Below are 21,699 nucleotides of genomic sequence, written 5' to 3'. Positions count from 1 at the left end.
TCAATGCTCTCCCGCCTGTTTGCCCCCAAGGTGAAGGTCAGCGCCCACTGCGATCTCCCCTGCGGTGTATACGACCCGGCCCAGGCCCGCATCGAGGCCGAGTCGGTCAAGGCCGTCCAGGAGAAGTACCAGGCCAACGAGGACCCGCACTTCCGGGCCCGCGCCACGGTCATCAAGGAGCAGCGCGCGGAGCTCGCCAAGCACCACGTCTCGGTGCTGTGGAGCGACTACTTCAAGCCCCCGCACTTCGAGAAGTACCCGGAGCTGCACCAGCTGGTCAACGACGCCCTGAAGGCGCTGTCGACCGCGAAGGCCTCGACGGACCCGGCGACGGGCCAGAAGGCGCTGGACTACATCGCCCAGATCGACAAGATCTTCTGGGAGACCAAGAAGGCTTGATCTTGGCTGGGCGGCCTGACCCGCGCCTTCGCGGGTCGCATCGCCCACCTTTCCGCACCCGGTCCGCAGGCCGCCGAGCACGGCGTCCATGACGGGCCGGGTGCGGTCTTCTTCCCCCCGGGCACAAGTGGGGATAGATCCGCAGGGTGATGACCGCGGACGCGTGGCCGAGGACCAGCTGAACCTGCTTGACACTTGCCCCGCCCGCGATGAGCGCGGAGGCGGAGAAGTGCCGCAGGTCGTGGGTCACCCATGTGCGGCAGCTCGACGGGCTTGCGGCCCTCGCGCTCGGCGTTCTTGCTCTCCGCCGTTTGGAGTTCGCGGCGGGCGCAGTTCCATTCGGTCTTCCAGCGGCGGTAGTTGAGCGGTTCGCCCTCCTCCATGGTGAACAGCCACTCCTTCGAGGGCCGTGCGGCGAGATGCTCGAGGAGCGCGAGGAGCGCGTCGGTGACGACCTCGCCGACGGGGACCGTGCGCCGGGACTTTCCGGTCTTCGGCAGGCCGATCAGGCCGGACTGCAGGCGCTTGCGCTCGACGCGGATGGTGCCGCGCTTGAAGTCGACGTCCGAGACCTTGAGGCCGAGCAACTCACCTATGCGCAAGCCCGCTTCCCCAAGGGAACCGACCTGTCCGTCCATACCCGCGAGCAACTGGCCGCCGCCGAACTCAACGGCCGCCCACGCAAAACGCTCGACTGGGAAACCCCAGCCGAGCGCCTGCATAGACTACTCGCCGCCTAACACAACCGATCACATGTTGCGACGATCCCTAGAAACCGCCGCCCTTGACGGGGCTTCACTTTTCCTGGCGTTATCGGCCATCCTTGCGGGAGATACTCCACGTCAGCGCTTCACCTGATCTAACGGTTACCCACGCCTCAGGGAACTCTAGAAGGATGCCACACACCTCACCTACGGAATTACGAATATCCGAAGTCGAGATGATTCTGTCGAATCCAGGGCTTCCGATCTGATCTACCTCCTCGAAAGCCCACGACTCGACGGGCCAGCACCATGCGGGCAATACCGGCCATCGGCCTTCCGAGACCTTCAAAGTCCAGTCCGTGCCGCAAGACAAAAGGATGGAAGGGCCCGCCTCCAACAGGAATTCCACGGCCTCGGCGGATGCGGCACCCTCGACGTCATCCTCTAGATACTTGACGTCAAGCGCAGCTTGCACCCGCTGCCCGGCTCGCAGGCTAGCCGCGTTTCGCTCTGTCATTTCTTACACCCGCATGAGTAGGGAGTAGCTTGCTGGAACCAGCCGTTTGGCTTACTCATAGGGAACATGGTGACGAACTGGCCATCACCCTTCGTTACTAGAAGATCGTTCCCTCTACGGTAGAAGAAATAGTCGTTCCCGCCGCCATTCTTCGGATTCCATGGGCCTTGACGCACTTCGTCATGCGACCCGCGAACCCCTGCGATTTTGTCACGGAATCCCTGACGGGCAGAGGCATCGCCCGGGTTCAGGCCATAGTCCTGTGCATGCTTGCCCCACTTCTTTCCGAACTGCCCCTCATCGATGGAAAACTCAGGACCACAGTCGGTGTTGTGAACGAGTACGGGAGTTTCACCCGCCAGCACATATTACGTGTGCTGCGCGCCCCCTCTCTATCTGCGTATTCGCAGACCAGCGGCGGTTTCGGGTTCCGCTGGTGTCCGTGGGTGTTGCCGTCGCTACTGCCGTCAGGAGCGCGGGGCGCACGGTGGTGCTGCCGCTGGCACGGTGTCGGTGCAGGGGGACTTTACCGCCACGCGCGGGGCTCGGCGCGGAGTATGGCTCGTACGGTCTGCTCGTAGTGCTGGTGGCCGGTCTGGGCGCAGTGTTCGGCGATCCAGCGCGTCAGCTCGTCCGGGGTGTGCAGGGTGCCGGATGTGGCACCGCAGTTGCATTCCTCGCCGGTGACGCAGACCGCCGTGAAGGCTGGCAGAGCCAGGGGGTCAGGGACGGTGGTCACGTGGTACTCGCGGAAGCGGTAGCGCCCCCGTGCGGAGTCGCGGACCGGTGCGTCGGTGTCCGCAGAGTCAGGCACCCTCGTCCGCCTCTTCCTCCTCCGGGTCCGGGAGGCGCTGCCCGCGCGAGTCGGCTACTCGGAGCGCGTCCGCCAGGGCCTCGGTCAATCGGCAGGCCAGCCAACGGTATTCGGTGGCCGACAAAGTTGGCGCTCCGGGAGCCGTGGCTTCTCGGGCGTACTCCAGCAGCTCCTGGCCCATGCCCAGCTGCACTGTCTCGATGCTGTCGGCGAGGGTAGAGAGGTAGCCCCGGCCGTCGGTGCTCAGGTAGCAGGGTTTCCCCTCCGGGCTGGTCCACGGTAGTAAGCGGGGACCTCCCCCACCCGACGCGGCGTCGTACAGGTCTCTGCGACGCATGCGGTCGGCATCGCTCCTGGGCTGGCTCACTGGGTACCCCCGGCCTGGGTCACTGATGGTGGACACACACCGTAGGTACTGACTGGCTGTCACCCCAGGTGAGAGCCACGGCAGTTCGCGACTCTTGGTTCACGAACTGCCACGCTGCGTGGCGGCTACCCGACAACGCCCAGGTAGTCGGCCATTTCGCGCATCTCCGTCGTGAGGGTGCGCTTGCGCTTACCCAGGATCTCCTGCATGGTCTCTGCGGCCCCGTTCTGGTGCCGCAGCCACTGCGGGGCGGCTTCCCTGGCACGGGTCAACTCGTCCATGGCGGCGGACAGGTCGCCGGTCCGGGTATGGGCGCGCGCCACATCGAGGGTGAAGCGGTTTCCGTCGTTGGTGCTGGGCCTGCCCAGGCGCTTCCACGCCTTGGGCGACAGCTCCTCCTGCTCGCCCGCCTTGCGCACCACCGCGCGGGCGTCGCCGATGACCAGGGAGTCTTCGAGTGCCTTGACGGCGACGGTGACTGGCCCGAAGACAGACCAGTGCCGGGAGACGTTGCGATGCGCCGTCCCGACCGCGGTTGCCGCGACCCGGGCGGCCTGACGATACCCCTTTGCCTCGTCGGGACGGTTGTTCCTCGCGGCTGCGGCCGCGGCCTCCATCGCCAGGCCACCCCACACCGCGTAGTGGTCCGGCTCGGCCCCGGTGATCTTCGGCTCCACTGCGTCCATGCTCTGGGCGGCGACCTGTTCCGCCTCGTCCAACCTTCCCTGCCTCACCAGCAGCCAGCACATGCAGCCGACACCTGAGCCCGCCGCAAGCATGTCTCCGGCCTGACGGGCATCCATGATGGCGCCGCGCACAGCGGCGTACGCGATGTCGTACTGCCGCACCTGGGTGAGGTAGGTGCCGGCCAGGCGCAGCGCCTCGGCGCGGGCCAGCAGGGCCTGACGGTGCTCGTCCCCGCTGTCGTAGTAGGCGACGGCCTGTGCGGCATCGCGCAGCAGACCGGGCAGTTGGGCCGCGACGCTCGCGTAGCTGTCGGAGAAGTACAGCACCCGCACGTCTTGCAGGGTCCACCGTAAGATGCGCAGATTCGGCTCCTCGCCGACGACATCGGCATCCGGGTCCACGAGCCCAACAGCCGGGGTGAGAGCAACACGGAGCTGGATCAGGTTGACCCGATTCGGCTCCTCACCCCGCCCGACGGGCTCGGGGGCATCGGACGCCATCAACGAGGCGGTGGTCACCCCCAGCGCACGGGCGAGCGTGTGCAGGGTCTCCATACGGACCGTTCCACCCTGCTCCGCCTTGCGTACCGTGCCCGGTGATACCCCTGCGGCGTGGGCCAGTTCCTCCTGGCTCATCCCCGCGCGACGCCGGTACTTACGGACGTTCTCGGCCAGCTCCGAAACCATCAACTCACCACCTCCCACTCCACGGTACGCCCGGCCGGCGCATCAACCGGGGGCAATCCCGCAGACACCCACCCGCAGGGGGTGCCCCACCACGTCACGGGCCGGACTCCGGCAGCATCCGGGCCTGAGCGGGAGGGGGGTCCCTCGTCGGTCGGGCAGCTTCGCCGTACCAGCGTTCCCCGGGGCCGCCAAGGCTCACACCGTGACGCGAGCGCTTGGCCTTGGCGGCCCCCGGGGGTTCCTGGTACGCCTCCGGCGACCGGGCGACGAGGGCCCCCTCCCGCGCCCCGTGATCACTCACCACAACGGAGCCGCATCTGTGCTCGGCCCCCTGCCCCTCGGAGAGAAGGCCGGGGTCTGGGGCAGAGCCCCGGGTGGTTCGCTCTGCTGGCTGTTGCGCGCCCGGACCGGCGGGGCCGTCGCCCGCGGGGCGGAGACAGAGCGGGCGGCGGCCCCGAGGGGCCGGAGCGCGCGCGGGCCGCGCCAGCGGGCCGCCTTGATCAAGTAAAGAAACTCTGAACAGCTCATCCGCCGGAACGCCCACATCGGCGTCACGCCACCGTCTACGTCCACATACGACTGCGCCTCCAGCGCGATGCCATCGGCCTCCTCGGCCACGCCCTGCGCAGCCTCGCGGAGGACGGCGGCCAGCCCGACGACAGCGACGACCTGCCGCCTTGCGCAGCGCCCGTCCGCTGACGTTGCCGTCAACTACTGCCGTCAGACCACGCTGAAGCCCCACCAGGCATCGCCTGATGGGGCTTCAGGTTTGCCACGTAGATTCACGCCCGGTGACGCTGGCTGGACACTCTCACCAGAGAGGGTCAGAGCCTACCGATTCGAGCCGACCTCGAAACAAGGATCACAATTGTTGTGAACGAGGACCTGCGCGTCACCGGCGAGTACATAGGAGCTGGCCTTCCCTAGAAGAAATTCCTCCCTCTTCTCGAGAAATTTCAAGCCCGCAGGCCTGATAGCCGAGGTGAACTCGGACGCGGCAGCACTGCGAGATCTACTTCTATATGGAAAGATTGCTGGCCCTCGACCAATAACTGCGAGCCGCCTCGATGATCGGCTCGTACTCGGCGGATGCCACAACGGAGACTAGCGTAGGGCCGGTCAACGAGCCGTCCCCGTCACCCCGCGCCACCATCACTACGTTCCCTTTGTAGACGTAGCCGTGGATCAACCAGTCGTCCAGCGACTCAGCGATGGACAAAGTCGTGCGGTCGTGGAGCTCTTCTTCGGTGAGCAACGCAGACAGTACAACATCCATGTCTGAGAAAAGGAAGTCGAGCCTATCGTCATCCAGATGCGTAAGGTTTCCCAGCCTAGCCATAGCCGTACCCAGAATGCATGGGTCGGTGTCACCGATCAACCGACCGTCGATGACGAGCTGGAACCGGAACATGCCGCGCCCCTTCAACGGGGCGACAAGGAGGCCGAATCGACCGTCGTCGGTCAAGAACCTCATACCTAGCCTCTCTTGATCTCAATGGGAACGCGACTCATCGGAATCGGCACTGGTGTACCCGACTTCGTCATGCCGTTGGTACTGCCACTCCAGTGCCACTTACCGTTGCCATCATCGAAGTAACGGTAGTAGACGGCACTCTTACCGGAACCAACCTTGGTCCACCTGGTGCCGTCGACCAGGACACTGTCCGCGAATTGCGCCCCTGCGTCAGGCGGCAGCACCGCCTTCTTCGGAATATAAGCGTTCGGGCCACCCGTCGGATCGTGATGCCCCGGGTTCTCATATTCAGGGCAGCTCGTGTTGTGAACGAGGATCGGAGTGGTACCGGCGAGTACATAGTACGTGTGGAACCCGTCAACGGTGAGGTTGTAGGTAGGCACGTTTTTAGTGAAGGAGTGAATTTCCTTCACGGTGACAGTGGCACCGACATCGGTGCGTAGGGTCATGCCCGTCTTGAGGTCACCAGCATCGATCCAGGCATGCTTGGAGGCCACCCAGAACGGGTGCCCTTCGGTCGCGGTGAGCGAGTCGATGCCATCTTTTGTTTCGATCTTCAGATCGACGAGGTTCTTCTTGCCTTCGGTGACGAAGGTCGCGGTTACCTCTTGAGCTTTCGACTGACCCGATTCCGGGTCTGTTGCGATTACCTTGTCGCCAACCTTGATGTCTTCGATGGCCTTGGTGCTGCCATCAGCCATCAGCACGTCTGTGCCGGCCAGGAAGCAGTTTCCGCCCGGAGGGCGTCCTGCTTTGAGACCTTCGAGCGCGATGATCACGTCTTGAACAAGGTGATAGGCGGCTTCGACGAAGCCACGGATTTTGGCGTCCTTATTGCACTCACCCGCGTGCTCAACGCAGTACAGGGCCGCGACGCGTTTGGCGCCTGCTACATCCCCCGTCTCCTCCAGGTAGTCGGCAGCCTTCTCGCAGCCGAGGCGGCCGTAGCAGAGCACGCCTCCGCTGCCGTCCTCGGCGCCGTTGACCGTGGGTTGCCAGTACTCGCCGGATTGATTCGGCTGCCTACCAGTGGTGTCCCAACGCTTGAGCAGCCTCTGCGGTTCGTTGGTGTCTGGAGTGTTCTGGTCGACCCAGTCATCAACTGCTTTCTGCTGACGCTCCGCATCGTGGTCGACTCCGCCGTTCTGTGAGGATGCCGGATCGTCCTCTGCTTTGTAGTCGCCGTATGTGCCATTGCTTCCGGCGCAGTAGTTGGGATAGCAACTCTCAAGACCGCTGGGGTCAGAGGCGGTTGTGGGGTTGTTGTTGGCGTAGCTGTAGCCGTTCAGGCTTTGGGGCTGCTCAAGGCTGAGGAGGGGATCGACGGAAATGAATTGCCCGATCGAGGGGTCGTATTCTCGGGCGCCTATATGCGTGAAGCCGGTGGTGGGGTCGATGTCACCGCCGACGAAGCCCTTCTGACCTGGCCAGAACGCCGGAGCTGTGCCACGGGCGCCGCCGTAGGGCATCGACTTGCGGCGGTTTACAGCAAGCGTAGTGGCGCTGATCGACAGCTGGTTGGTGTTGTGGTGGTCGGCTACCAGCAGCCGGACCTTGCCATCGCTGCTGGTGCGCACCGCGGAACCCCCGGGCACGCTGTAGTAGCGGGTGCCGGCCACGGTCTGGGTGGACTTGTTCAGGACCAGTTCCTGGCCGCCCGGCAGGTACAGGGTGGTCGCGTTCGGGTCGCGGCGGAGGAGGCGGGTGCCTTCGGCGTCGTAGAGGAACTTGGTGGTGGCGCCGGAGAGGGTGGAGGTGGCGAGTTTGCCTTCGTCGTTCCAGGTGAGGGTCTGGGCGGCGCCGGTGGAGGGGGTTTTGGTGAGCTGGTTGCCGGTGTTGTCGTAGGTGTAGTTGGTGGTGCCGGTGGTCCCGCCGGTGGCGGTGACGGAGCGCACGCCGTGGGCCTGGGCGGCGCCTGTGGTGGTGGGGTAGGTGTGGGTGCGGGTGGTGTCCGCGGTAATGGGCCCGGCCTTGTGCTGGGTTTCGCTCGCGCGCTGACCGGTATCGGTGAAGGTCCAGCTGGTCCAGTACGGATCGACGGAGCCCAGCGCGGGGGTTCCGCTGCCGTCGACGGGCTTGGTGGTGCAGCCGTCGCCGGTGGTCCAGGCTTCGGACAACCGTCGTGCCCAGTCGTAGCTGAAGCACTGGTCGTCGAGGATGGTGCCGTCGTTCTGGTCGTCGCGGATGCGGGTGATGTTCCCCGCCGGGTCGTAGCTGTACTGGATGTTCGACAGGGTCGCCGGGCCGGTGCTCTCCCGGTCCACGATGGAGCGATCTGGTCGGCGGGTCACCGCGTCGTAGGTGTTGGTCTGGATGACCTGGGCGCCGCTGTTGCCCAAAGATGCCTGGGCCAGCTCCCCGAACGGGGTGTAGCGGGCGCCGCGCAGGTACACCTGAGACAGCGTGCCGTCGACGATCGCCAGCTGGTCCTGGGCTCCGTAGTGAGCGGTGACGGTCTCGGCGGGCAATGCGGTGGTGGCGTTGCTGTTGCCGGTGCTGTAGGTCGTGGTCAGCGGCAGGCCGTTCACCGCCGTCGAGGTGCCGGCCAGCGTGTAGGTGCCGGCGAGCTTCTCCTCCCCGACCACCGATGGCACGCTCACCCTCGTGCCGGTGACCTCCCCGGCACTGTCGTAGCCGGTGGCCTCGGTGGAGTAGGCGGGGTTGGGGGAGACGGTGGTGTCGTAGCGCACCGAGGTGGCGGGCAGGCCCTTACCGCCGGGTGCGGTGTCGTAGGTCCATTCGGCGAGCTTGGTGCCGGTGACCGAGTCCTTGCGCAGGCTGGTGGTGCGGCCGAGCACATCGTAGGTGGTGGCCAGCGTGACGCCTCTGGCGTCGGTGCTGGTCTGCACGCGCCCGTCAGTGCCATAGCCGGTGATGGTGGTGCCCGCGTCCGGGTCCGCGCTCTGGATCTTTCGGCCGCGCAGGTCGTAGGTGTAGGTCCAGGCGTTGCGCCCGGAGGTGTCTGTGACCTTGTTCAGATTCCCGGCCGCATCATAGGACCGGGTGGTCTTCTCGTACCCGGTGGCCGCATCGCCGATCAGGGGCGTGCGGTCCTTGTACTCCCGCTGCTCGACCAATCGGCCGCGCACATCGCTCACGCCCAGGGTGGCGGTACCGCCGATGGGCGGCACGCTGGCGCTCCAGGTGGCGCCGTAGGTGTTGGTGGTGCGCCACTTCTCGACGTTGAGGGACAGGGTGATCGCAGCGCTAGGGCGACCACGGCCGTCGTACTCGGTGAGCGAAGCGCTGGGGACCTGGTTGTCGGTCACCACCAGCGCGGTGGTCGAGGCGGCGCTCGCGTTGTAGAAGGGAGCGTTGGTGCGGTACGCGCGGCCGTGATCGTCGTAGAAGGTGTCAATGACGACACGACCAGCTGTGCCGATGGCGTCGCTCTGCGACTGACGCGCGCGCAGCAACGAGTCATAGAGAGCGATGCCGGTGCCCCAAGTGCCGTTCTCGTACAGGGTCTTGGTAGTAACGGCGGACGGAGCGGTCGACGAGAGGGTGTAGGTAATGTCGACATTGGGGCTCAGGGTGGTGGCCCGCCCGGCCCGCCAACCCTTGACCAGGCGGCCGGCCGCGTCATACGCGGTGGTGGTGGTGCGGCCGTTGGCCTCGTCAGTGGCCTTCAGGATCAGACCGCGCAGACCGTCGAACTCGCTGCTCGTCGCGTAGCCCTTGGGGTTGGTGACGGTGACCTTGGTGGGCTGTGCGCCGCTGGTGGGAACGTAGTCGGTGGTCGTGGTCTGGCCGTCCTGGCCCTTGGCAGTCTTGACCCGGCCGAGGGTGTCGTAGGTGCTCTGGGCGGTGGTCTCCCATACCAGGGCCCCGCCGGTGTCCGTCTTGGCAGCCTGCTCAGTCTTGGTCTCGTTCGCCTGCCCGACCTTCGGCGCGGTTCCGACGGCCTGCAGATCGTAGGAGGTGCGGGCGGAGCCGGTGACCGCGGTGGTGGCATACGCGCCAGAGCACGGCTGGTGGTTGGTCGTGGTGACCTGGGAGGGATAGCCGATCAGCCAGTTGGCGGTGTCGGGGGTGACATAGGAGGTGCGGGCGCACTTCGCTTCGACCGTGCCGGCGCCGTCGTCGCCTTCGGAAATGAGCAGCCCGTAGGTGGCGTCGTAGGTGCGGGTGGTGGTCAGGGTCCGCCAGGTGGTGTCGTCATCCTGCAACGTGGCGGCGGCCTCGGTGGCAGTGCCGGAGTAGTGGGCCGTCTTGGCCGGCAGCGCCGGGCCGGGATCGTTGGGCTTGTCGGGGTCGGTGATGCCGGTCACCGTCTGGGTGGCGGTGGCGCCGGACTGCCAAGGGGTGAAAGTCGCCTTCGCGACGACCTTGCCGCCGGGGCCGTCCTTGTCGAAGGTGCGCGACTGTGCCGCGCGCCCGGAGAAGTCGTCTCGGTCGGGGATCCCGTTAATGGTGGGGACGGGGCGGGCAGAGCCGTCGGCCAGGGTGTCCCCGGCCATGCCCGTGAAGTACGCCGTCTCAGACTTGGTGCGGTTCGTGGCCCCGACAAAGGTGCGCACGGTGCCATAGCCCCGGAACTCGGACCAGGTGCGGTGCTTGTCCAGCGTGAACTCGCCGGTGTCGCGCCGCCACTTCGGGCCGTCGGCGTACTCATACGAGGTGATCTTGGAGGCGGAGCCGGTGCCGAACGTGGTGTCGTCCTCCACGACCTGCGTCACCAGGTACTTGTGGAAGAAGTCCTTGACCGGGTCCACCGCACCCTCGGGTGTCCACCAGGATGGATAGCACCGCTTGGCGTTGGTGTCCGGGGTGGGCAGGTTGCTGGTGGTGCACTCGGCGGCGCTGTAGGTGACCAGCGTCTGGCCGCCGGTCTCATTGGTGATCTCGGTGAGGCGCTTCTTGTTCAGCGGCGGTCGGCCCTCCGCCGCATCCACCCGATTCGCCCGCAGCTCACCGGTGAACGTCGTCTTGGGGAGTGTGATGTCGGCGAGTGCCCCGGCCTTCGCTGTGCGCTGGATTGAGTCCAGCCACATCGACGGCGAGGAGGTGTCCCCGGTGGCGGGGAAAGACTGGACCAGATTCCACGTGTCGACCGGCTGCATCGTGGTGCCGACCAGCGAGTACGTGTTGATCGAGCTCAGCCGCTTGCGGGACCAGAACACCGGCCCCGTCTGCAGGCACTGGGTGCTGCTGGTGCAGTTCATGTCGACGGGGGTGTCGGGCCAGCTGGTGGCGTGGGCCTCGTCGAAGGTGCAGTCGGACAGGCAACGGTCGATGGAGGTAAAAGTGACCCTGCCGGCCGGGTTCGCCGCGCTGTAGACGGCGCCTGCCCGCAGCCCGTAGTCGATCTTGGTGAGGTAGCCGCCGCGATCGTAGGGTTGCGAGGCGTCGATCTTGTTGTTCTGCGCGTAGTAGCCGCCCTCCTTCGCGTAGTACAGCGCCATCGCGTTGCCGTGCGGATCGACGACGTAGTCGAGGTTCCACCGCCAGCCCTGGATCTCGGCCGAGGAGGCGAAGTCTGCGGCGTGGCCCTGCTCGCCGGCCTGGTTGCCGTAAACCGGAACGGTGAACACCGAGTTCGTCTCGGCGTTACCACTGGCCCAGCCGGGCAGCCGGTTCTTGCCGAAGAAGTACTGGGTGCCGGTCTGCGTGGTGACCTTGAAGTACTCGCGGTCCGCATCCCCTGAGTTGTTGGTCTCCGTGTCGTAGAGGCGCTCCACCCGCGAGCCGTCATCGCCGGACAGCCGGCCGGTGTTGCCATTGGCGTCCCAGACGACCTGGTTGGAGGAGCCGTTGAGCGACAGGGTGGCGTTGTCCGACTTCCAGCACAGGTCACCGACCTTCTCGGTGTTATTGCCCCCCTGCTTGTCGTCCTCACACGAGGCGTACGTCCGTTCGACATAGCCGGTGGAGAACTCCCAGCCCTCACCGATCCACGTCGACTGGTTGTTGGTGGACGCGGTACGACCGTCCACGGCGGAGGAGTTGTAGTTCAGCGCCACCTTCGGCGCCAGACCACCGGGGGCAGAAGGGACACTGAGCGGCACATTCCAGGCGAAGCCGCCGGAGTTGCCGCCCGCCGACCACGACCCGGACGGCGCCAGCGAGGTCGCTGCGAACGAACCCTCGCCGCCGCTCGCCCCGGCGGTCGCCGCGAGCAGCACCGGCGCACCGTCGGAGGCTGCGAGGGTGGACGTCCTGGCCGCCGCGGGCAGCGGAGCGGTACCGCTCAGGGTGTGGAGTTTGGTGTCGTTGGTGGTGGGCAGCGCAGTCGCTGTGCGGCAGGCCGGCTTGTCGGGGGTGGTCAGGGCGCAGCCGGGCAGGGTGGCCAAGTGCAGGCGGGAGGACCAGCCGGCGCCGTAGGCGTCCCGAATGCTGGAGTAGTCGACCTCGATGCGGGCACCGCTCGCACCGCGCCGGCCGTCGGTGCGCTGGACCTGCAGGAGCAGCCCCTCAACCCCGGCGCGCCGCGCGGCCGTGCGGTCGAGTAGTTTCACTCCGAGTTTTGTTGGGGCGGTGCCCGCGAGGGGCTTACCGACCGAAGCGCCGACCTTGACGGGCAGGCTCCCGGCGCGCTGCTTGCTTCCGGCGGTGGCGGCGGCTGTCGTCAGGTCCACTTCGGTGCGGCCGGGCCGGGGCCAGGTCACCGGGGCCGGCTTCCAGGGTTTCGACGACGGCGTCACCGGCCGCTTGTGCGGGGCGAGGTCGGTGCCCTCGACGGAGGTGGTCTTGGGGATGGCCCGTACCCGGTAGTCGCTTGCGGCCGCCCAGACGGGCGCGGTCAGCAGGGACACCATCAGCGCGGCTGAGGTCGCCCCCACCACCGACGTCCGCGCACTGCCCCGCTGAGAACGGTGCGTTCTTCGACGAGAAAACGGCACGGCGAACCGGCGCAACGACATGTATCCCCACCCCAACAAGATCAATCGCGAATAGCTTGCACATCTAAGCGAGGCGGGACAGATCGCCGCAAGGGTTTGAGGCAGCAGATTCAACTGGGCCGAGCCCGTCGGCGGCCAAACGCTTCGAAACGCACGTCGGACGTCACCAGTTGAGCTGGTCAGCCTTGTCCGGCCCCACTTTGAATTGGGAGCCTTCGCGCCGGTGCGGTTCCGCAGATCCAGTTTCGGTGCGCCGTATGGAATCCGGGAGGTGTCGCATAATCTGCGCAGTTCAAGCTCGCCTTCAGGCGACCCACGAGAGGTCCCGATGGAACACCACAGATTCTGGGCCAGTGGCCTCAGACGCCCAATAGCCACCGTGATGGCCCTGGGCATTCCCCTGGCCGCGGCCACCGCACTCACCCTCCCCACCGCCGCCGCGAGCGATGACACATCGAACTCGGCTCCGCCCATTGCAAGTTCGGAGCTGAAGGCGTTCAAGCGGGCCGCCGAGTCGGGGCAGCGCGTGGAGATTGTGGAGCAGCGAGAGGAGAGCCGGGAGGTCTTCGCCAACCCGGACGGCACCACCACGCGCCGCCAGTACGCCACCCCCGTCTGGACCCGGTACGAGCGCCAGTGGCAGAAGGCCGACGACACGCTGGTCCGCCACCCCGATGGCACGGTGGGCCCGGCCGCGCCGGTCTTCGGCATCACCTTCTCCGGAGGCGGCAGCGCCCCCATGGCCGCCATGGCCAAGAACGACATCAAACTTGCGCTGAGTTGGCCCACCGCGCTGCCGGAGCCGACCCTGGCGGGCAACACCGCGACCTACAAGTCGGTGCTACCAGACGTTGATTTGCAGCTGATCGCAGAGGTGGACGGCTTCGCCCAGCACCTGATCATCCACACCCCGCAGGCGGCCGCCAACCCGGCGCTGAAGAGCATCCGACTCGGCATCACCGCACAGGGGGTGAGCCTGGACGACGACGCCGGGGACAACCTCCTCGCCAAGGACGCGGCGGGCAACGTCATCTTCAGGGCGCCGAAGCCCAAGATGTGGGAGCAGCCCCCAACCCAGGCTGACGGCACCGGTGCCAAACCTGCGCCGTCCCCGGCCAGGGCACTGGCCGCCGACGCCGTGGCCGCCGACGCCGTGGACGGGGAGGCCCCAGCGTCGGCGCCGGTGGCCGCCGACGTCACCGGGAACACTCTCACCTTGACGCCCGATGCCGAACTGCTGGCCGGCGCCGACCAGTTCCCGCTCATCGTCGACCCGATCTTCTCCGGCGGCTCTCGGGAGAAGTGGGCGGTGGTCTACTCCGCCGAGCCATCCGGGACCTTCCCCAACGGCTCGGGGTGGAACTCATCCAACCCCGCCGATGAGCCGCGGGTCGGCAACAACGGCGACGGCCGAACCCGGTCGTTCTTCCAGATGAACACCGGCGGCCTGGGTGGCGCTGACATCCTCGACGCCACCTTCGCGGTGCGCGAGACTCACTCCTGGGGCTGCAGCGCCTCCGACGCCGGACCCACCGAACTGTGGAGCACCAACTCCCTGACCACCACGCCCTCCTGGAACACCAACAACGGCTGGTGGACCACGAAACTCGACGCCGACTCCTTCGCCGGCGGCAACGCGACCTACTGTCCGGGTGTGCTGGGCCACGACTTCAAGAGCGCCGCGCTGACCAGCGCCGTCCAGCAGGCCGCCGATGGCGGCTGGAGCAACCTGACGCTGGGGCTGCGAGCCGCCGACACCCACGAGGGCAGCGTCAACAGCTTCAAGCGCTTCGAGAACGACCCCGTCCTGGAGGTCACCTACAACTTCCTGCCCACTGTGGCCAACCAGGCCGCCTATGAGGGAAGTTGGGTGCCCAGTGCCGAGGAGAACAAGCTGGTGCCCTGCGGCGGCATCATCGGCAACAGCGGCCTGGCGCTGACCGCCAAGCTCACGGACAAGGACGGCGGCACCATCACCCCGCAGTTCTCGGTCACCAACACCACCACCGGCGCCGCCGTACCCGTCACCAACGGCGCCGCCGTCTCCAGCGGCAAGACCGCCACCGCCAGCGTCTCCGCCGCGAACCTCGTGTCCGGCAGCTACAAGTGGAAGGTACGCGCCAAGGACGGCGAGACCACCTACAGCCCCTACACCGCAGATTGCGCCTTCAACGTCGACCGCCAAGGCCCTACCGCCAAGGTCACCATCACTCACACCGACGGCACTCCGGCCGGCGATCCCACCGTGAAGTACCCGGCCCGCAAGACGGTCCGCTTCAAGGTCTCCAACCCCGCCACCGACCTGGCCGGGTTCTGCTGGGCCGCCGACCACCCCATTTCCGTCTCCAGTGAGCGCTGCCACGCGGCCAATTGGGTCCCCGTCGCCTCCGGTGCCACCACTGCCACCATCGATGTCATCCCCACCGGCTACCCCAACACCGCGCTGCACGTCCTGGCTTACGACAAGGCCGGCAACCACTCCCCGCTTGACAACGGCGTCGAGACCACGATTCTGGCCACCACCAAGGCGGACTTCGTCTACGCAGCCGGGCAGAACCCCGCCACCGGCCTCGCCCGAAAGGACCTGCACGGCGACCTCACCGGCGACGGCTACCCTGACCTGCTCGCCACCGACAGCAACAAGCAACTCCTGCTTTACGCCGGCGACGGTACCGGCGCCATCGCAGCCGCGCAGATGGTCGGGACCGGCGGTTGGGACTACTCCCTGGTCGCCCACGGCGGCGACCTCGCCGGCTTCACCGGCACCACCGCCCCACCGGACGGCTACGAGGACACCATCGCCCGGCTGCGCGACGGCAAACTCTATCTTTACCCCGGCAATGGCCTGGGCACCCCTTGGACCTGGTCCCGCACCGAACTCGTCCACGCCGACCTCAACAGCGGCACCGACTGGCGCCGCACCCGCCAGATCCTCACTCCCGGTGACATCGACAAGAACAACACCGCAGGTCACGCTGGCGGCAACGACCTGATCACCATCGAATGCACCACTGACATCGGCGCCAACAGCTACTGCGCCGACGCCGAACTGTGGCTCTACACCGGCAATACCCTCGCCGACGGCACCACCGACCAGACCGAACCCTTCGACCTCACCAACCGCACCAAGATCGGCAGCGCGGGCTGGCAGAACCTCAACGTCCTCGCCGTCGGCGACCAGAACGACGACGGCATCATGGACATCGTCACCCGAGACCCCGCCGCCTCAACCCTGTTCCTCTACCCCGGGAAGATCACCAGCGGCGTCTACGCCCTCACCACCCGCACCAGCTACGCAGGCCAGGGCTGGAACCTCACCAACCGCCCCCGGCTGGCCTCCGCGGGCAACGCCCAAGGCGCCGTGACCATCAACACCTACACCGACCCCGACGATCCCACCAACCCGGTCACTTACCGCCAGTTCCAGCCCAAGACCGGCGAACACTACGGCGACATCTGGGCCACCACCGACGCCGACCCCAACCTCGTAGTCAACTACGTCACCGCCGGCGGAACCGCCGCGACCACCACCTGCCCCACCGGCTGCCTCCTCTTCTACCCCGGAGGACCCACCACCCACCGCAGCCCCACCCTCGTAGGCGCCGCAAGCTGGAGCACCAACATCACCGCAATCCACTGACCCACCCAAGAGCCAACACGCCACGCTGCCCCGATCAGGGCAGCGTGGCGAGCGCGGGTCACGGCGGCGTTGCCCATGCGTCGTGCTTCGGATTGTCGACCAGTCCGCACCCGGTCCGCAGGCCGCCGAGCACGGCGTCCATGACGGAGCGGGTGCGGTCTTCCTCGCCGGTCTCACGCCCCGCCCGTCTCTGCGGCCCGGTCCTTCCGGCTGCGCAGGACCACCATGCCCGTCACCGCCACGGCCAGCAGCCCCAGCGCGACCAGTGCCGGCATCAGGACGACGACCGCTCCCGCGCACAGGCAGCCGAGCCCTCCGGCGACGAGGATCACAGACCTCCGGCCGCCGGTGCGCAGCAGGATCGCAGCTGCCGCCAGCAGGAAGAGACCCACGCCTCCGGCGAGCGCCCAGGCCACCACCCCGTGCAGCGGTTCGGACAGGTCGTAGTGCTCGGTGTCGGCGACCTGGTGGAGCACCGTCTTTATGCCCAGGGCGGTGAGTACGACTCCCGCGACGAGCGGCAGGTGCAGGAACGTGTAGGCGTCGCGGGCCAGCCGGGTGCGGGCATCACCGTCCAGAGTGGTCAGCCGGTGTTCGGCCGGTTCGCTGATCTGCCGGAAGTACACGCGCCACAGCCCGGCGACGACCAACAGGCCCGCGGCGGCAGCTGCCAGCACCGGCATGGTGAGGGGAAGTCCGGAAACCCCCACCCCGATCGCCACGATGGACTCGCCCAAGGCGATGATCACGATCAGGCCGTGCCGCTCGGCGAAGTGCCCCGGCGAGGTGACACGCCAGCCCGAGGCCCCCGTGACATAGACCCCGAAGTAGTCGATCACGACCGCGCCGAGCCACAACAGCACCTGCGTGACGCCGGTGAACACGCTGCCGATCAGCAGCAGTACGAACGGCGGCGCCACCGACAGCAGCGCCGTCCGGCGCAGCGTCACATGGAGCGCCTCGTCACCGGGGCTGGAGATCCAGTAGGAGACCAGGTGCAGGATCCGGACGGCGCCGTAGCAGAGCACGAACACCAGCGGTGCTGACAGGCCGCCGGGCGCGTCGGTGTAGACCTCCGGGACGGCCAGTGACACGACGAGCACCACCGCCATCACCGCGACCAGCACGGCGAACATCCCCCCGGTGTCGGCTCGCACCACATTGCCCAGCCAGGCGAAACAACACCAGCACCACCACAGCAGTGCCAGCACCACGGCCGCGCCGAGCATCCGAAGCAGGCTCGGGTCGGCCGCCATCAGGGCGGTGACCTGAGTGATCGCGTAGACGAACACCAAGTCGAAGAACAGCTCGGCCGGCGTCACCCGGTGACTGCCCTCGGTGGCAATCATCCGGGAACGCTCTCTACCTGTCGCCATGGCCTCTCCCCCTCTGGAACCCACCACTCGGTCCGGTCGGCCACGCGCGGAAGGATACCCACGGCGGCACCGTCGGCGACGTGACAAATCGAGGCGCCGTCAGTCCGCCGAGCCGCCCCTCCGTCGCCGTCGCGCATCGGCCCGGGACGTGTGCCTGGGCATGCTGGGCCACGACTTCGATGTCACCGGCCCCCTGAACTGCTGACTCATCCCCGGGAGTTGGCGGGGCGCTACGCCCGTTCTACGCCACTGGAGTGACCGCCGCACCGCCCTCAGGCCGCGGGCGCGTGCAGTAACGGGCTCTTGTGCCGCAGCAGCCACTGCCGGTACGCGGCCGCGCGCAGGGCCGCCTCCCGGTACGCCGCCTCGAGCTCCTCGTACACCGCCGCGTACAGCTCCACGCACGCTCCGCGTCTGGAGAACAGCAGCAGCCGCACGGCGAGCGGGTCGCCACGCAGCGGACGGATCGCCATGTCCTCGCGCGGTCCCGAGGTCGGCTGGCACGGCGCGACCGCCTCGCCGACCGCGATCAGGGACGCGGCGGTGAGGTAATCCCCATGCAGGACAGGTGGGTTGAGGCCCGCGGCGCCGAGCACTCGGCGCAGCCCGTCCCATTCGCCGTCCACCGTCGGGTCGACCATCCAGCGGTCCCCGGCCAGATCGGTCAGCTCCACGACGGCTGCGGCGGCCGCCGGATGGTCGCGGGCCATCGAGATGAACTGCGGCTCGCGCTCCACCAGTACGCGGACGGCGAGTCCGTCGGGCACCAGGAGCGGACAGCCCTCCACCTCGTGCACGAAGGCGACATCGAGCTGACCCGCGGCGACCATCCGCAGCAGCGCGTTGGCGGAGACATCCATATGCAGCGAGATCTCGGTTCCGGACAGCCGCTCGCGCAGCCGGCGCAGCCAGCCTGCCAGCGCGCGGCTGGCGGTGAAGCCGACGCGCAACTGGGAGCCGCCGGCCCGCGCCGCGGCCGCCTTGGCCTCCACGACGAGGGCGGCCATTTCGGCCACCAGCGGGCGGGCCCGGCTCAGTACGGAGCGGCCCAGCGGGGTTGGCCGGCAGCCGGTGCGTTCACGCGAGAAAAGCTCCGCGCCGAGGGAGTTCTCGATACGCCGCAGCTGCGTTGTCAAGGACGGCTGGCTCATGCCCAGTTGTCGGGCGGCTTTGTGCAGGCTGCCGCTGTCCGCTATGGCGCACAGCGCACGGAGGTGCCTCACCTCGAGCTCCATGACCCGAGCGTAGAGCTGCCTCAACTGTCACACCAGACACACGAGTTGGGGCACACGGGGCCGAACTGGACAGGGTGATGCGTTCGTGCTATCGACAGTTGGCATCATCCGGAACGCATCAGGCTCCTCAACACTCTCCCCAAGCAAACCCGTTCATCGGATGAGCAGGAGCCCCCCACATGCGTCACTCCAGAACCGTACTCTCCGCCGCCCTCGGCATCGGCCTCGCCGCCGCGCTGAGCGCGGTGCCCGCGACCGCAGCCACGACGACGGCCAACTCCCCTACGGCCGCCGCATCTTCGTCGTACTCCGCCTACGCCGGCTCGTCGGCGAATGCGAAGGCGACGAAGGCCTTCTTCGACGCCGTCGTGAAGTCGGTCGCCGAGAAGCGCGCCGCGAACCCCGGCGCGCAGGCCGTGACGGTCGTCTACAGCACCAGCAGCGCACCCAGCTTCCGCAGCCAGATATCCCAGAGCACCCAGATCTGGAACAGCTCCGTCAGCAATGTGAAACTGCAGGAAGGTTCGGGTGCGGACTTCTCCTACCGCGAGGGCAATGACTCCCGCGGCTCGTACGCCAGCACCGACGGGCACGGCCGCGGCTACATCTTCCTCGACTACGCGCAGAACCAGCAGTACAACTCCACCCGGGTCACCGCCCATGAGACCGGGCACGTGCTCGGCCTGCCGGACCACTACTCGGGCCCGTGCAGCGAGCTGATGTCGGGCAGCGGCCCCGGCACGTCGTGCCAGAACGCCAACCCGGATGCGCAGGAGCGTGCCCGGGTGGACGCCCTGTGGGCCAACGGCCTGGCGGCGGCGATCGCCCGCGTCTCCTGACCGGTCCCTGAGCACGAGAGGCGCCCCGCCGGCCCACGGCGGGGCGCCTTCTGCTCTCGGCGGAAGTAGTCGGAAACGCTTGGGCCTGCGGACAGGGCCGTGAATCCTGGGACCCACACGCCGGAGCCAGGAGGACCCGTGACCGAAGAGACGGACAGGCCGGACGAGCGTCCCGCGACGCTGTACGAGGCCGTGGGCGGCGCGGACGCGCTGCGGCGGCTGAGCAACACCTTCTACGACGCCGTCCTCACCGACCCGCTGCTCGCCCCCGTCTTCGCCGACTTCACCCCCACCCACATCGAGCATGTCGCCGTGTGGCTGGCCGAGGTCTTCGACGGACCTGCCCGCTTCACCGCCGAGCTCGGCGGCCACCAGGCCCTGCTCCGCGCCCACCTCGGGCTCTCGATCACCGAGGAGCAGCGGCTGCGCTGGATGGAGCTGATGACGGACGCGGTGGCGAAGGAGCTCCCGGACGACGAGCTGCTGCGCCGCCGGGTGGTGGAGTACTTCGACTGGGGTACGAAGATCGCCCGTGGGGTCTCGGCCGACGCGGTGGGCACGGATCTCGGCGATCCGGGCCCGACGCCGCGCTGGGGCTGGAACGGAGTGCGCTGAGGGCCTCCGTCAGGTACCCACCGGCGCCGATTGCCCGAGCTCCGCACCGGGCGGCAGCTGGCCTCGGATACGGCTGAGGGCGTCGTCGAAGTCACCACCGGCGACGCCGGATTCGTACGCGGCTCCGCCGTAGTGCAGGGTCAGATTGAGGTCGGCGCGGTCGAGCTGCCCGTCCGGCTGTGCCTCGCCCAGCGTCAACAGGCAGCTGAGCGTGGCCCGTTGGACCGAGCCGTCCGAGTGGACGGGCAAGGGCATGTCCCACTCCAGTACGCAGGAGGACAGCACGCCGCTCAGGCCCACCGGCTCGAGGGTGGCGAAAGTCGCCCCTTCGTACTCGATTCCCCTGATGTGCGTGCGCAGTTGCTGCCCGTGCGCCGCTATCGTGACCGCTTCCGCGCCCAGCCGGTCGCGGTACCAGCCCGCCCAGACTTCCGTCGACTCCGATGACATGGCGCGGACTGTAGCGGTACGACTCCTTCCGCCGAACAGCAGGGATGCCTCAGGTGGTCCCGACCCCTGCGCCGGGCTCCTTGCCGGGCCCCGCGTCGACCTCAGTCACCCGGTCGGTCGACCGGCTTCCCGGCCACGTTCTCGTTCGCCTTCTCGGCCGAGTACTCCACCGGCTTCTTGGCCGGCTTCTCGGCCGACCGGTGGGCCGCCTTCCTGTTCGGCCACCTGTACGGCTTCTCGACCACTTCCTCGGCGTGCTCGGGGCATTCCGGATTACGGCAGGGGCCAGGGCCCCACACGGGGACGAAAGTCCCTAGCGTCTTGTGTCGTCTGATGGCCGTGCCGACAGGCTGTCCGCAGGCGGGGCACACCTTCTCCTCGGCCTGCGGGCGGCGGACGATCCGGCGCCCTTCGCTGCCCATACCTCCAGGATATGGCGGTATGGGCAGACCGGACAGCCCTGCGGTCACAGCTCCCTGCGGTACTTCCTGACGATCACGCCATTGTCGAAGGTGCGCACGGAGTCGAGCGCGAACTCACCGATGCCGAACTCTGCGGCGAACATGGGCATGCCCGCGCCAAGGATCACCGGGTAGGTCTTGATGACGAGCTCGTCGACCTCGCCCATCAGTTGTCCCGCCAGGTTCGCACCGCCGCACAGGTAGATGCCGAGCCCGTCCTCCTGCTTGAGCTCCCGGATCTTGGCCACCACATCGCCGGAGACGATCTCCACATGCGGGTCGGGCGACTCCTTGATGCTCCGGGACGCCACGTACTCCCGCAGATGTGCGTACGGGCTGGTGACCTTGATGTCCAGGGCGAGGTCATAGCTGGCCCGACCCTGGATGATCACGTCGAACTCGCTGTTCGGCGCGTCGTCCACACCGAGCGCCTGGCGCCCCATGGTCGGCAGGGTGTCCGGGCATTCCGTCCTGAGGTACTCGAGGAAGTCCCCGGTCACGAACTGTGTGAAGAAGTCCGCCTTGCCGTCCGGGGCTCCGATGAAGCCGTCGATCGACGCGGCGATGAAGTAGCTGAGCTTGCGCAAGCCGGT

Annotated in this window: 15 protein-coding genes and 2 pseudogenes; 5 read left to right on the top strand and 12 right to left on the bottom strand. The window is 67.5% G+C overall.

Going from position 1 to position 21,699, the window contains the following annotated elements; all coding sequences use genetic code 11:
* Window positions 1–3: 3 nt before the first annotated feature.
* Window positions 4–399, top strand: a complete 396-nt coding sequence (sodN, locus tag OG735_RS28635; RefSeq protein ID WP_108152448.1) for a superoxide dismutase, Ni — start codon at window positions 4–6, stop codon at window positions 397–399.
* 9 nt (window positions 400–408) lie between these two features.
* On the opposite strand, the pseudogene OG735_RS28630 reads toward sodN, so the two are convergent.
* Window positions 409–1,019: pseudogene (locus OG735_RS28630) on the bottom strand (site-specific integrase); the annotation flags it as partial.
* On the opposite strand from OG735_RS28630, the pseudogene OG735_RS28625 reads away from it, so the two are divergent.
* Window positions 1,008–1,139, top strand: a pseudogene (locus OG735_RS28625) (IS30 family transposase); the annotation flags it as partial. The pseudogenes OG735_RS28630 and OG735_RS28625 sit on opposite strands and share 12 nt — an antisense overlap.
* A 477-nt stretch (window positions 1,140–1,616) precedes the next feature.
* On the opposite strand, the gene OG735_RS28620 reads toward OG735_RS28625, so the two are convergent.
* The 6 genes from OG735_RS28620 to OG735_RS28595 all read right to left on the bottom strand — a co-directional run bounded on the left by OG735_RS28620 (window position 1,617) and on the right by OG735_RS28595 (window position 12,511).
* Entirely contained in the window at window positions 1,617–1,985 is a 369-nt protein-coding gene (locus OG735_RS28620) for a hypothetical protein (RefSeq protein ID WP_327326012.1), read from the bottom strand.
* 161 nt (window positions 1,986–2,146) lie between these two features.
* The gene (locus tag OG735_RS28615) at window positions 2,147–2,434 is read right to left on the bottom strand and encodes a DUF7848 domain-containing protein (RefSeq protein ID WP_327326011.1); all 288 of its coding nucleotides are present in this window, start codon (window positions 2,432–2,434) and stop codon (window positions 2,147–2,149) included.
* A complete protein-coding gene (locus tag OG735_RS28610; RefSeq protein ID WP_327326010.1) occupies window positions 2,427–2,771 on the bottom strand; it encodes a hypothetical protein in 345 nt (114 codons plus the stop codon). Before OG735_RS28610 ends, OG735_RS28615 begins: the two co-directional genes overlap by 8 nt.
* 155 nt (window positions 2,772–2,926) lie before the next feature.
* Entirely contained in the window at window positions 2,927–4,174 is a 1,248-nt protein-coding gene (locus tag OG735_RS28605; protein WP_327326009.1) for a helix-turn-helix domain-containing protein, read from the bottom strand.
* A gap of 1,018 nt (window positions 4,175–5,192) precedes the next feature.
* On the bottom strand, window positions 5,193–5,648 hold the full coding sequence (locus tag OG735_RS28600; RefSeq protein WP_327326008.1) for a hypothetical protein: 456 nt from the start codon (window positions 5,646–5,648) through the stop codon (window positions 5,193–5,195).
* Between the two features lie 2 nt (window positions 5,649–5,650).
* Window positions 5,651–12,511: a polymorphic toxin-type HINT domain-containing protein gene (locus OG735_RS28595; protein ID WP_327326007.1), complete on the bottom strand. Its 6,861-nt coding sequence runs from the start codon at window positions 12,509–12,511 to the stop codon at window positions 5,651–5,653.
* Between the two features lie 307 nt (window positions 12,512–12,818).
* On the opposite strand from OG735_RS28595, the gene OG735_RS28590 reads away from it, so the two are divergent.
* Entirely contained in the window at window positions 12,819–16,130 is a 3,312-nt protein-coding gene (locus OG735_RS28590) for a hypothetical protein (protein ID WP_327326006.1), read from the top strand.
* Between the two features lie 173 nt (window positions 16,131–16,303).
* Here OG735_RS28590 and OG735_RS28585 read toward each other — a convergent pair whose 3' ends face one another.
* Both OG735_RS28585 and OG735_RS28580 read right to left on the bottom strand, forming a co-directional pair.
* The gene (locus OG735_RS28585; RefSeq protein WP_327326005.1) at window positions 16,304–17,506 is read right to left on the bottom strand and encodes a low temperature requirement protein A; all 1,203 of its coding nucleotides are present in this window, start codon (window positions 17,504–17,506) and stop codon (window positions 16,304–16,306) included.
* A 272-nt stretch (window positions 17,507–17,778) separates the two neighbouring features.
* Entirely contained in the window at window positions 17,779–18,741 is a 963-nt protein-coding gene (locus OG735_RS28580; protein ID WP_327326004.1) for a LysR family transcriptional regulator, read from the bottom strand.
* Between the two features lie 179 nt (window positions 18,742–18,920).
* Between OG735_RS28580 and snpA the strand changes: the two genes are divergently transcribed.
* Window positions 18,921–19,580 carry a snapalysin gene (gene snpA, locus OG735_RS28575; protein ID WP_327326003.1) on the top strand — a complete coding sequence of 220 codons (660 nt, stop codon included), beginning with the start codon at window positions 18,921–18,923 and terminating at the stop codon, window positions 19,578–19,580.
* Window positions 19,581–19,718: 138 nt separating this feature from the next.
* Window positions 19,719–20,195: a group II truncated hemoglobin gene (locus tag OG735_RS28570; RefSeq protein WP_327326002.1), complete on the top strand. Its 477-nt coding sequence runs from the start codon at window positions 19,719–19,721 to the stop codon at window positions 20,193–20,195.
* Between the two features lie 9 nt (window positions 20,196–20,204).
* Here the strand turns inward: OG735_RS28570 and OG735_RS28565 are convergent, their stop codons facing one another.
* From OG735_RS28565 to OG735_RS28555, 3 genes are all read right to left on the bottom strand, one after another.
* On the bottom strand, window positions 20,205–20,645 hold the full coding sequence (locus OG735_RS28565) for a DUF6304 family protein (protein WP_327326001.1): 441 nt from the start codon (window positions 20,643–20,645) through the stop codon (window positions 20,205–20,207).
* Between the two features lie 101 nt (window positions 20,646–20,746).
* Window positions 20,747–21,067: a hypothetical protein gene (locus OG735_RS28560; protein WP_327326000.1), complete on the bottom strand. Its 321-nt coding sequence runs from the start codon at window positions 21,065–21,067 to the stop codon at window positions 20,747–20,749.
* A 44-nt stretch (window positions 21,068–21,111) separates the two neighbouring features.
* Window positions 21,112–21,693, bottom strand: coding sequence for a dihydrofolate reductase family protein (locus tag OG735_RS28555; protein ID WP_327328492.1), 582 nt, complete (start codon window positions 21,691–21,693; stop codon window positions 21,112–21,114).
* Between the last annotated feature and the right edge of the window lie 6 nt (window positions 21,694–21,699).

This window comes from Streptomyces sp. NBC_01210, assembly GCF_036010325.1.
Classification (GTDB): domain Bacteria; phylum Actinomycetota; class Actinomycetes; order Streptomycetales; family Streptomycetaceae; genus Streptomyces.
Note: the sequence above shows the minus strand (reverse complement) of the source record. Positions and strands in the feature narration are given on the sequence as shown.